Annotated in this window: 10 protein-coding genes; 2 read left to right on the forward strand and 8 right to left on the reverse strand. The window is 41.7% G+C overall.

Annotation, left to right across the window (positions count from 1 at the left end; genetic code table 11):
- Nucleotide 1: 1 nt before the first annotated feature.
- The 6 genes from BMY50_RS14315 to BMY50_RS14340 form a co-directional block, all read right to left on the reverse strand.
- Nucleotides 2-565, reverse strand: coding sequence for an RNA polymerase sigma-70 factor (locus tag BMY50_RS14315; RefSeq protein ID WP_093325624.1), 564 nt, complete (start codon nt 563-565; stop codon nt 2-4).
- A 221-nt stretch (nt 566-786) separates the two neighbouring features.
- Nucleotides 787-3,399: an outer membrane beta-barrel family protein gene (locus tag BMY50_RS14320; RefSeq protein ID WP_093325627.1), complete on the reverse strand. Its 2,613-nt coding sequence runs from the start codon at nt 3,397-3,399 to the stop codon at nt 787-789.
- A 10-nt stretch (nt 3,400-3,409) separates the two neighbouring features.
- On the reverse strand, nt 3,410-5,038 hold the full coding sequence (locus tag BMY50_RS14325; protein ID WP_093325896.1) for a pectate lyase family protein: 1,629 nt from the start codon (nt 5,036-5,038) through the stop codon (nt 3,410-3,412).
- Between the two features lie 188 nt (nt 5,039-5,226).
- Nucleotides 5,227-6,003: a LytR/AlgR family response regulator transcription factor gene (locus tag BMY50_RS14330; protein ID WP_238383769.1), complete on the reverse strand. Its 777-nt coding sequence runs from the start codon at nt 6,001-6,003 to the stop codon at nt 5,227-5,229.
- 28 nt (nt 6,004-6,031) lie between these two features.
- Nucleotides 6,032-7,057: a sensor histidine kinase gene (locus tag BMY50_RS14335; protein ID WP_093325629.1), complete on the reverse strand. Its 1,026-nt coding sequence runs from the start codon at nt 7,055-7,057 to the stop codon at nt 6,032-6,034.
- A 2-nt stretch (nt 7,058-7,059) separates the two neighbouring features.
- Entirely contained in the window at nt 7,060-8,304 is a 1,245-nt protein-coding gene (locus tag BMY50_RS14340; RefSeq protein WP_093325632.1) for a hypothetical protein, read from the reverse strand.
- Nucleotides 8,305-8,837: 533 nt separating this feature from the next.
- Here BMY50_RS14340 and BMY50_RS14345 point away from each other — a divergent pair.
- Both BMY50_RS14345 and BMY50_RS14350 read left to right on the forward strand, forming a co-directional pair.
- A complete protein-coding gene (locus BMY50_RS14345) occupies nt 8,838-9,089 on the forward strand; it encodes a type II toxin-antitoxin system Phd/YefM family antitoxin (RefSeq protein WP_093325636.1) in 252 nt (83 codons plus the stop codon).
- Nucleotides 9,086-9,340 (forward strand): Txe/YoeB family addiction module toxin, encoded by a 255-nt coding sequence (locus tag BMY50_RS14350; RefSeq protein ID WP_093325640.1) that lies wholly within the window; start codon nt 9,086-9,088, stop codon nt 9,338-9,340. Before BMY50_RS14345 ends, BMY50_RS14350 begins: the two co-directional genes overlap by 4 nt.
- Nucleotides 9,341-9,613: 273 nt before the next feature.
- Here the strand turns inward: BMY50_RS14350 and BMY50_RS14355 are convergent, their stop codons facing one another.
- Nucleotides 9,614-10,897, reverse strand: a complete 1,284-nt coding sequence (locus tag BMY50_RS14355; RefSeq protein ID WP_093325644.1) for a hypothetical protein — start codon at nt 10,895-10,897, stop codon at nt 9,614-9,616.
- 34 nt (nt 10,898-10,931) lie between these two features.
- Nucleotides 10,932-12,707 (reverse strand): RagB/SusD family nutrient uptake outer membrane protein, encoded by a 1,776-nt coding sequence (locus BMY50_RS14360; RefSeq protein WP_093325647.1) that lies wholly within the window; start codon nt 12,705-12,707, stop codon nt 10,932-10,934.
- Nucleotides 12,708-12,725 lie beyond the last annotated feature (18 nt).

The following is a 12,725-nucleotide window of genomic DNA, read 5'->3' on the forward strand; positions in this document are numbered from 1 at the left end:
ATTAAAAAAATAAAATCAGCAGTGTAAGTAGATGTTGAAGTCCTAAACGGAGCTTCTGAAGAGCAATAGACATTTGCCTTTCGACCGTTTTTTTGGAGATATTGAGTATATCTGCAATCTCTTTATTTTGCTTATGTTCAAACCGACTTAGTTTAAAAACCTGGCGGCACCGTTGCGGCAAATGATTAATGGCCTCCTGTATATGCGATTCAAACTCTTTAGCAATCAATTTGTCTTCTTCGAAAGAAGACCTTTCCGTTAATAGATTTTTTTTAATAAGATATTGTACATATTCATTTTCTATTTTTTGATGCTTAATATAGTTTAGACAACGGTTTTGTACCATTTTATACAACAGGCCGGAAAAGCACGAATCAAGGGAATATTTATCTCGGTTTTCCCATAGCGCTGCAAAAGTTTCCGACACCAACTCCTCCGCAGTTGCCATATCATTAAGAAATCTGTTGGCAAAGAAAATCAATCTAGGATAATGAAACTTAAAAAGTTCTTCAAAACGAACTTCATCATCATCTTTTCGTCTATGAATAACGTTTCCCTTGTTCATTTAACTGTAATAATCCTTGTGAGGTAGGTTAAATTGGTTCCGGTACCCGCAATGCGCTGCCAAGGTTTCACGTTCGGCTAAAAGCGGTTAAACAAATACCATTCACAAAGTTAGTACGCTAAAACAAGCTGTTTGTATATGATCCTTCCAAAAAGTTATGACATTTTATCATTTTTGACGCTCCTTGTACCTTTTTCCCGCAAAAAGGTACCCAAACCGATTTAACTTCCAAAACGTTGCAGTCGATAGTTGAACGTGAAGATGAAATAACGTGCCAAACGGTTCGTTCGTCTGTCGACTATTTCGTTATCAAAAACGTCCCGCGAAATTCCCGTATTCTCATTAAATAGGTCAAAGCCCTCAAGCCGTAAGCTTCCTTTATTCCCTTTGAAGAATCGATATTCTACATACACGTTCAATACGGTCGGGTTTGCATTTACAGCATTGAAGCCCTTGTTAAGTGTTTTCGAAAAGTCATACCCCAGTGTCCAATCTTTAAAGAAATAATTCCTTCCCCTAATACCTATGAAAACTTGGTCGGTCCGGCGATCGCTAAATGTTGAAGAAGAATAATGCGTGCTGTTGATGGTGTAATTAGCATTAAGCTCTGTATCGATGATATCATCAAGGTCTATTCTAAACTTAATACCCTGTCTTAATTCTGTATTTTTACCGATGTTCTTTTCGTTATTTGTAAAAGCAATATTATTACTGTAATTCACGCCCCCGTAATAACTGAGGGTATAGTTACGGTTTTCAAAAGGTTTAGAAATCGAATAGTTACCCCTGGCCGTATAGAATCCGTCAGTATTCATATAAGTTGTAATTTCCTTCAAGCTGTCGGGAATAATCTCCTTGATGGTTACGATCTTGTCCTTTGTCTGGCTATAATTAAGTTTAGTGAATATAACAAATCCTGTTTTCCAATCGGCTTGCCGATAATCCAGACCGATATCATTCCTATATTCGGGTTTAAGGTCCGGATTACCTATTACGATGTTCTGTAGATCTGCGTTGTCGGTAATAGGTTGTAATTGGTTGAATGAAGGCTGACTGGTACTGGCATTGTACTTTGCTGTCAATTTGTGCTTGTTGGAAAAGTTGTAAACAAACCGAGCATTAGGAATCAGGTTAAAAGATTCCTTCGATGTACTATTATTCCGGGTCAGATCAGTACCCTCTAATACCGAAGGTTGTGCTGTTAAACCGACATTATAGTTAAAGCGTTCATAATCGGATCGCCAGGTAAGCCCCACCCGATTGGTGATAAAACTATATTTGAAAGAATTGCTTAATTCAGCATTAGGTATCCATGTGCTGCCTTCCGGGTCTACATCATTTACATCCTTCGTATTATCGGTCGTCCTTCGATCCCACCGGTAACTGGCTTCCAATATAGTATGTTCCATAACGGGCTCCATATAAGAAGCCTTTAAACCCACGTTGGTGGCTTTATGATCATTAAGACGAAATTGATGTTGACGTTCGAAGCTATCCCCCATCGGGTCTGTCAAATAGTATTCATTAAGCACTTCCTGTTCTTCATTTTCATTAGCGTAGTTGATTTCTCCTCCCACACTCAGATGCCGGTTCGCTTTCTTAAACTTATGATTAAAAAACCATTCGACACCATAGGAACTTGCATGCGCATTTTGACGCTCCTCGTTATTCCGGGTTGAAGAGGTTTCAAGCAAGGTAGCAGCCGTTAGCCCATTATTACTGCCGTTAGATCGATCAAAGCTGATACGCGGCTCTATTTTGAGGTAGTTAGACGTATCCATGCGGTATTCAACATTCCAATCCAAAACGTGCCCGCTCTGGCTATTACTATTGGTATTACTTTCATCCTCTGTGCGGGTATAATCCTGATAGAATTGCTGACTCAGGTTCCGTTCTACCCTACTGTTAACATCCTTCGTAAAGCGATAGCTTCCGTAAGAGGTCAGCTTTTTGCTCCAGTTGTCCCTATAATTTATTTTGAATGATTTAGCATCCGTTAAACCGGCCGATCTAGCGGAAGTATTATTGATCATCCCATCAACCGAAATCTGTTGATCCTCCTTAAATCTGTTGGCCCTCACCCTACCAGCATAACGATCATAAGAGCCCAAACCTCCACCGATTTTTGCAAAATAACCGTTCTTTTTATCAGGCTTGGTATTGATGTTAATAATCTTTTGAGATTCCCCATTTTTCACACCCGTCACGTTGGCCTGTTCACCATAATCATCAATCAGCTGGATATTCTTAACGATATCTGCCGGTAAATTCTGTAAGGCAGCGGCAGCATCGTCACCAAAAAAGTCCTTTCCATTTAGGCGCACCTTCATCACTGCTTCCCCCTGCGCGGAGATGTTTCCATCGGCATCCATATCAATCCCCGGCAACTTACGCACCATCTCTTCTACCGCATCCCCTTCCCTAACCTTGTATGCCAGCGCATCAAATTCAACGGTATCTTCCTTCACGGTGACCGGATTTATTCCCGTAATTTCCACCTCGTCCAAAAAGTTAAATGCCTCTGCCATCAGAATCGGAGGAAGCGTAAATCCTGGTATGCCGGGGTCTATTACATAATCCTTCGTAAAGGGATTAAATCCGAGAGCAGATACATATAATTTAATTTTTTGTGCTTTTACATTTTTAAACGAGAACAAGCCTTTTTCGTTTGATACGGTAAGCATCGTGTCTTTTTCGGATAACAACTTAACGGATGTACCCTGTAGGGGATTACCCAAACTATCCTGCGTAATCCCCTCGATAACCCCTGGCCGTTGCGCATGCAGCAAGCTGGCCATTAACATTAAATATAAAAATGGAAAAATACTCTTCATCAACGATGCGCTAATTCGCTGGCCTTACATTGCCCACAGCTACCAAACTATTCAGATAGTTTTCGATATGCATATAGCCGTTGGACGCAAGGGCTGCTCCATCTGCCGCATTATTTGCATCCAGGCCGTTCTTATTTTCCCAATCGTCGGGTATTCCATCCGAATCGCTATCCTGGTACGGTTTCCCTTGATAAGTAGGATAACCGCCAACCTGCACAATATCTGTAATGATTCCGCCTTTATACGAGTCGATCGGAAGTCTGCGGTGCTCAAATTGTGTTGTCGGTAGCTTCACATTCCTTTGATACTCAATGCTACCGGTTTTCACTTGTTTAATCACTCTTGTATCCACCTCATCTCGCACAGGAAGTGTAGCACCTGCATTTTCCAGCACGTAGTCGTAAGCCTTCTTGGTAGGCAGAATAGTTATTTTAGGCATTGGCAAAGGTTCACTCGCCCGCATAGCATCAAAATATTGCCCGGCATCATCAAAAGAGAGCAACTCTCCATCTTTTCCTTCCATCTGTATTCCCCCATCCCAGTTGTTTTCCGTAACCCGCTCATTTCCATCTACAATGTTTCCCTGAACATAGGCACGGCCAAACACCACGTAAGAAAGTTTACTTCTGCCCGATTCCGGTTTTAAGATACGGTAACTTATCGGCTTATCTTTGGGAGTTAAGGGGCCGGGCTTGTAATAATTGTTGATGATGTTGTACTGGGCCGTGTAATCACCACCGTCTGTTGAACGGTGTACCCAATTAAAGACCACATTATTCGCAAAATTAAAAACACCATTCCAACCGATAGAAGGATTGCGGGCGGCATTATCGGCCCACAGGTTACGCATGAATGTACAGTTTTCGCCACCCAAAGTGCTTCCAAAGGCATGGTTCCAGGTATCAAGCGCTTCAGAGAATATCGAATTCTGTATGGTGATATTCACTGTTCCCAGCTTCGCTTCCTTTGTGCCGGTACTATCATTATACATATGGCGGTACATAGACATGTTCTCATCCAATCCCCAGCTGGCCGACACGTGGTCGATCATAATATTGCCTACGGGATTTCCACCAATTGCATCATCCCTTCTTCCAACATTTGTCTCGCCCCGGCGAAATCGCATATACCGAACAACAACATCATGGGTATTGATCCATACTGATTCTCCCGCTATACACACACCGTCTCCAGGTGCAGATTGACCGGCAATGGTTATATAGGGTGCCCGGATAATCAGCGGTCTTTTAAGACGTATAATGCCGGATACATTAAAAACAACAATGCGTGCTCCGCCCTGTTCACAGGCCTCCCGCAAGGTACCGGGGCCCTCGTCGTCCAAGCTGGTAACCACATAGATCTTACCTCCTCGGCCTCCAAAAGAAAAGGCGCCACCACCTTCAGCACCCGGAAAGGCCGGAATCTTCGCTTGTGGCAAATCTGTTGGCCGGCTTGCCCAAGGTATAAAAGGCTTTCCCATTTTTGCTTCCGCTTTAATAGCAGGAAGGGCTTTTAACCAGGCCATGTCGGATAAGCGCATCGTTTCATCCATCAAACTTTTTGTGGCCTGCTGTACGTCTTGTGGAATTTTTGGGTACTGCGCCCAAGAGAAGTTACAACACCCTATGCAGATAGACATGAGCGCCACATGTCGTAAAAAAAAGCGCTGCTTTTTAACTATTTTCATATCAAATGGTCTTAAGTTTATAACTTAAAGTAACAGGATGAAAACCGATTAAAAAACAGTATGTCGACGGAGCACGATATTTACCGTTTGAAGCAGGAATATTCCGGGATGAAATAAGCGTATTACAGATTAAAAAGGGCCTATTGACCTAGCCATACTTTAAAATGAGGCGTTTTCTGACTGCTGATAATGACGTCAGCTCCCTCGTCCATTGGTGGATATAATATCAATTTTAGCCGCCCTTTGAAATAGGGATGAATTTCCTGGGCTGCATCGATGTGAATAATGAGTTTGCGGTTAACGTGAAAAAACAACTCAGGATCCAATTGCGTTATCAAGTCATCCAACGAATAATCAACAGGAAAATTTCTGCCTTCTTTATCTACCAGAAGGGTGAGTTTATTGCTCGATAAAAAATAGGCAATCTGTTCTATTTTGATGGGTTTGATTTTCGCTCCGATTTTTACCATAAACCTACTCTTATACACCTGCTTTTGAAGTTGAATAGCCTTAACCAGCTTGTTCAGGTCCATTTCGGGTATCCGCTGCGTTGTTCTACTGAGCATATTCTCCATTTTATTTAAACTTCTTTCGAGCTTTTCATACTGCACGGGTTTTAATATATAATCAATGCTATGTAATTGAAAAGCATCCAACGCATATTGGTTATACGCGGTACAGAAAATAATGGGCGACTGGATCTGTACCTGCTTAAAAATTTCAAAACACAATCCATCCGACAAGTGCACATCCAGGAAAATAAGGTCGGGCTGCCTATTATCCGAAAGCCACTTTACAGAGGCCGTAATAGACGACAATACCGCTAATATGTGTATATCCGGATCGTATTGCTTAATCAGCTCCATTAATCGATAGGCTGCGGGCTCTTCATCTTCAATTATTAGCACTTCCATCATTTTTTATTTAGCTAATGGTCTTCATTATTTATTCTTCCATTTCAAACAGAGGTAATTCCACTTTATAATGCTCCATATCTGTTTGAAATACAGGCACATCATTTGATAAATGCCTATAGCGTTTCCGGATATTATCAATACCCGTTCCGGGTTTATGCTGTTTTTCCAGCGTTAGCGGTTGGTAATTGTTAATGATGCTTAAGCGATTTCCTTCTATTAACCGGATATCCACTAACAAAGGTGTTTCTTTAGCGATCACATTATGTTTTACAGCATTCTCTATAAGCATCTGCAAGGCCATGGGAGGTATAGCGAGTTGTTGGTTATCATTTTCTGGAACCTCTATATTAACCTGTAATGCGCTACCGAAACGTTGTTCCAGTAAGTGCACATAAGCCTGCACAAAAGAAAGCTCAATCTGTAAAGGAACCAGATCCTCTTTCTGGTACTGTAAAATGTAACGGTACACTTCGGCAAATTTCTCAAGAAAATATTGTGCGCCTTTGCTATTCTTTTCAATCAGTCCGGCCAGTACATTAAGACTATTAAATAGAAAGTGTGGGTCGACCTGTAAGCGGAGCGCATCCAGTTCACTCCGCAAATGCCGTTCATTCAGCAAGTTGGATTTAACCTCTGCCTTCTTCCACTGCATCATGAAGTAGATGCCAAAATTGATGGACAGCACAGGAATTATAAACAACAAGCCGTAAATATTCACCACCAGCATTTGCGTTTGATCGGGAGGATCCTCGTTTATCAAACGCTTAAGAAAGTAATAGGTTAAATTAATACAGCACAAAGAAAATAGTGTGCTGGATATCAGCTGTAGAAAAAACCTTTTAGATGGGTATTGAAGCCACGGAACCGACCGATCCAAGCGTTTATACAAGTAACGGTTTCCAAGCCATAGGATGGTAATGACAAAAAGTATCCATAGTACCACCACTATATATAGCTTATCTATCTCCCCTTGGTAAAACTCGATAGTCACAAATCCTGCAAAGAGCACAGATAAGGTAATAACTAAATATTTTATGGCCGATTTTGAAATCATTTTCAAAATTCAATTTCTTTTATTTTATCCCAGGTAATATATTGGTAATCTTGCGATTCCGCTCGAATAATTACGCCCCAATTATTGTCGCTCACATCATTTTCCCATCCTAGCGAAAGCGTTTTCCCGTTCTTCAGCACAACCGTTGTAAATCTATTTTGATGCGGTTTAATTTTGCTGATCTGGTGAAATGGCAACTGATAATGTACGCCATCTTTGTGGCCTTCCAGCATTTCCATGTCCCACTCCTCGTCGAGATCAAAAATGCAGGTTCCCGAGATCCTTTTATTACTCGTTGTCAATAGCTGTGCTTTCAAGCGTTTTGGCCTACGATAATCCGCATACGATACGCCGTTTTCCGGTTGTTTGCTAAATCGGACCGATTCGAAAGCTTTCCAGTCAATCACCGCTCTTCCAAAAATGGGATGCATCACAACGATTCCCCGTATGTCAGGCCCCGTATCACTTGTTCCTTTTAGCTGCCGTTCCTTTCCGTTCTTAAAAATTACGTCGACTGCGTTATCATTTTTTTTGATTTTTTCTATCTGATAAAAGGGGTACTCTTTAACCGGGCCAACGCCATTTATCTTTCCGTTAAGCTGATGTGCATCCAAATATTTGTATTTATCCCATTGTATAAATCCGGTGAATGAGCCTTTAGACGTATAAACGGTACCAAAAAGAGGCTCACCTCTTGTGGCCCGAATGTTCTTCGGCATCTCCAAAAACTCAACCGTACTAATCTCATTCCAATGCACGGTTTCGGAGTCGCCATTATAATACACCACAATATTTTTCCCCAAATGCCTGTTATCATTTTCATCGCTTTCCACCCTAAGCTTCTCCCCATTTTTAAAATAGATCTGCGCTTTGTTATTACCCATCACATGCACCATTTTCATATCTCCGAACCTGCAGAGTACTTCTACTTTTCTTTTGGGTTCTTTATCTTTCCACAGGCTCATAAACTTCCAATCGATCTCCTCCCCTTCTCCATCCTTCAGCAATTGTTTCCGCTGGGCACCAGTGAGATACCGGAGTGCGTTATGTGTTGTCTTTTTAACCACCAGCACATCAGACCATAAGCGCTGATCACCACTCCATTTGATCGGACCCGAATAAATCTGCTTATTTTTCAATGTTACTTTTCCATATATAAAAGCCTGGTATTGGGCGTGAGAGGCCGATAATTGAAAGAAGCACCATACAAAAAAAAACACCGCACGAAAACAGATTTTTAACCGCATCAACTGTTGTATTAAACTTGAGATCACCTTCTAAGATAAGAGGATTTATCAAAAATAAACAAGCCAAAAAAGATCAAAGCGGATTTCAGCGTAGTGAAATGGGATATTTTCTTGATAAAAGGAATTTAATTTGAGTTAGTAACTGTTTTCTTCTGCTTCTTCTAAACTATTTTCTTTCACTTTTAACTTAAGTATGCAAACCGAGGAGCATGTGCTTCTTATTATAATAGCCATTATCATTGCCATTCCGATAGCAATATGGGTAATGAGCAGTTGGTGGCAGGGATATGCCTAGCGTATTCAAATGAGCTGGCTGGTATTTGCCGGCGGAAGTGCACTAGCTGTGTGTATTGCCATTATCACTATAGGTACATAGGCCATCAGGGCAGCAATTAACAAACCTGTAAAGAGTTTAAGAAATGACTGATTCTAATAAATAAGGTAGCTAGACAAAGAAGTTTTATTTAGTATATTGTAGCGGTAAATATGTACAAGTTATTGTACAATCCGATTATTGTCTTTATATTTGTTAGATGATCACAACATATTCAGATTTTAGGCAAAAACTAAAGAGTTACCTGGATGAGGTTTTTAAAAGCCACAGCCCTTTATATGTTACCCGCACAAAGGGAGAGAACATTGTAGTGCTTTCAGAATCCGACTATGAAAGCCTTATGGAAACTTTTTATTTACTTAGATCTCCCAAGAATGCGGAAAGGCTCCACCGAGCTGTTGAACAATATCAACAAGGTAAAGGACAAGCCAAAGATCTTATCGAAGAATGAGTATCGTTTTTATGGATGATGCCTGGGATGATTACCTATATTGGCAGCAGACCGATAAATCAATGTTAAAAAAAATTAATGGTCTCATTAAAGAAATATCCCGGACCCCATTCCAGGGAACAGGGAAACCGGAAGCTCTTAGGGAAAATTTAGCTGGATTTTGGTCACGCCGCATCAATCATGAACATCGTTTGGTTTACAAAGTTGAAGATGGTGCTGTTATCATTCTACAATGCAGGTACCATTATTGATTATGTAAAAGCCTATTACCAAAAGGCTTTTACTTTGTACGCAGGGTGATGTTTCACGCGGTGAGCAAAGTCTGCAGCATTATGATGCTATCGTTTGAGATTAATAAAGTTTTTCAGTCATTCCTAAATTTCCCCTTTTCGATACTATCATTTCTCCTTTGCTATTGGAGATAAAACTAACACCCGCATAACCTTTGTCGTCAATGTATCGGCAGCTAAATATATCAGATCATTATTTTATATAATTATACATCCTACCAGTTTTTTACGCGCTTATTTATCGTCTTTTGAAAATGGATTAGGTATTTTTATTAAATCTGCTATTTCCGTTCCTTCATGAAGCATCCTGCCCAATGTATAAACGGCACCATCATCACCAACCGCAATTGCATTTACATAAGATGGCCGTTCACCATTTTCATAATAGATCGCGCCGTGATCCTGATACGTTTGCGAAGGAATATGGTAGGTAATAAGATGAAGGTTTTCTTTCCCTTTCGACCCGCCTTTGGCAATCTCAGAAAGCCCCGTTATCCGTTTTCCTTTTTCAAAAATCGGACTACCGGTAAGGTAATAGATTGTTTCTCCGTCCGGACCAAGCTGAAAGCCCAGGTAACCGTAACTAAACTGATCGAACATACCACTTCTCTGCGATGCTTCAGAGGAGATGCGTTGCACCAATTCAATGTTAGGACTTTTAGGATCAAAACGAAAGAGATATCCCGAATTACCATGCACACCATATGCCATCTGCTCGGGTTCATACCAAAAAATTTTCCGCCAATTAAAAGCCATCGATCCAGGCCGTGTATAATCATAGTTGCCGAAATAGTCTAAACGGAGGTCTACCGACAGCTTCTCCATTTTTTGTTGCTTCGTATGATAAGCGTAAATAGTCCCTTCCGCTGTACTAAAATAAGCATTGCCGTCCCCATCCACGAGGATGGAGCGGCACAATGTCCGGAAATCAGCTCCAGGGGTACCTGCTTCACCATTTGCAGCTGTAGGCCCTAAATTTAGCAGTCGCCCTGTTAGTACATCATAGTGTAAAAACAGTCCGGTTGGCCAGGTAATCGCAAATACCTGGCCCCGTTTCACGTCCATATTCATCGCCACGACCCCTTCCCCATTTGGAGCCGTACATAAATCCGCAAATTCACCGTTCAACAAGTCATAGCTAAGAATATGTCCCCCCGGGTACGGCGCAACGCCTTCAGGCATATTCACCGGGAGCCTTTCCATACCATCAATCATTTCATAATAGCCAATATGCGTAGAAAAGTAAAGTTTACCTTGGTATTCATAAAAACGCGCATGCGATTTCCCCTGCGCAACCGCCCCAGCATTGGCCTCACCACAAATAGCTGTCAGATCTCCCAACAAAGTCGGCCGATCGATCACCGGGTCGTATACAAATAACTTCCCTCCCTGATCAATCAATTCAGAAGATAAGATATAATAGATCTTCCCGTCACTTGCTTTTGAAATCGCATTGTACGTATCATGTGCAAAGGGAATCCCCGAGTAATAAGTTTTCGCTTTCAATATATTCTCCATATTAATATTTCAAAATTCAATAACAGTTATTTTCTTATTCAATCACCTCCAAAGGCGGCTCATTCAGTTCAGATCCCACATATCCTTTATTTTGGTTGATACGCCCTAACGTATTCGCCGTAATGATATTGTCGTCTATCGGCCATTGAAAATGGTAAGGTTCAATTCTTGGGCTCTGCCCAAGCATGGTTAAATCACCTTGATGTTCATAGAAATTATTCAAGCTATGCACACGGTCATAAAACCAATTCTTTTCATGGATATTGCTCAGGCTATAGCCTCCCTCATTACGTGCTGCCAAGATATAAGACACCCTATTCAGTTCATTTTGCCGCGGTTCCTCTGCAAAAAGTTCCCTTGCTCTTTCGTCGAAAATGAAATCAATGTTCACATCTGCTCCCGTTATTGGGTTTGCCTTCGCCCGTGTGCGCACGGCATTGATATCCTGGGCCGCGAAGTCTAGTTGCCCTAACCAAAAATAAGCTTCCGCCCGCAAGAGGTAAGTTTCTGCCAGCCGAAAAAGATACCAATCACCATTGCTACCATAAGGTTGCCCCATTTGATCCGGCTTATTTGGCACATAGGTTTTGTAAAACGGCATAGCATACATACGAGCCCAATAGTCGTTCGGATTGTCCATATTCTGCGGATCGAAGGGTTGCCCAAATTGGCTGGAAGCAGGATTATTATAAAAAAATTCATCACGGTCCCACCAATTGATATCCGCCCTTCGGAGATCAGGTGTATTCTTGCTATTATACGTACCATCCTCCCAAATCTTGTAGCTATGGTAATCACTCAGCGCGACATCAGGGTTTCCCCTACCTAATGAATCATACAAAGGACCCCTATCAATCATCCCTAGTCCGCCATCTTTGTCTTTAGCTACCGCATTATTATACCAAGCACAATGGTAAACCCGCATGGTAAACAAACCTAGGGAGCGTGCTGCCTGTGGAGCCTCCCAACGGTCTACAAAAGCTAAAATCGTCTCCTTATTCTGTGTGATATTTTTATTTTCGGGCCGGTGCAGATCCCACAGCACATTTTTGGCAGGATCTGCCGCATCCATACCGAAACGCTCCTGCATCAAAGCATAGGGGCCATCGATAACCGCTGTAGCCGCTGAAACAGCTTTTTCAAAAGCCATATTAGCCAAGTAGACCTTTGTAAGCAAATGATTTGCAGCCCCTTTAGATGGAATTCCTGCCGCCGCAGAAACAGGCATCCATTGCACGGCAAATTCCAAATCCTGCTGTATCTGGTCTAATATGGCCCATCGACTATGTGTTTTGAAATCCACCCGAACGCCGCGCACCTCCTCCTTGATAAAGGGCAAGTCCCCATAGTTCCCAATCAGCCGATAATACCAGTAAGAGCGATGCCAGAATGCTTCAGCCAAGATCTGATTCCGATCCGTTTCACTTGCCCATTCAATATCATCAATACGGCTGATGATGGTATTAGCATTGCGCACCATTTCGAAAATATCATTTATTTGATTAACAAATTGCTGATACGTATCGCTATTTGGCGTAAGCCGTGTAAAATCCATTTGCAGCCAAGGCACTCCAGCCTCAGACGCTGCCCATTGATGAGCCAGAAAGTTCTTTTGTCCGGTTTGCTCGCGCGCAAGGTCTTTCCGCATGGTGATCAACAAGGCTTGATAGCCCTGCTTATCTACAAATACGTTTTCAGGCGTAAAGAACGAAAGCGGTTCCGGTTCTAAAAAGCTCTTGGAGCATGCCCCTGTAAGCACAAGCAGCGTGCATACGAGCAGGAAATATTTTATTTTATTTAAACAAGCCATAATGCAATTTTTAATGGT

This window comes from Olivibacter domesticus, assembly GCF_900109575.1.
GTDB classification, from domain to species: Bacteria; Bacteroidota; Bacteroidia; order Sphingobacteriales; family Sphingobacteriaceae; genus Olivibacter; species Olivibacter domesticus.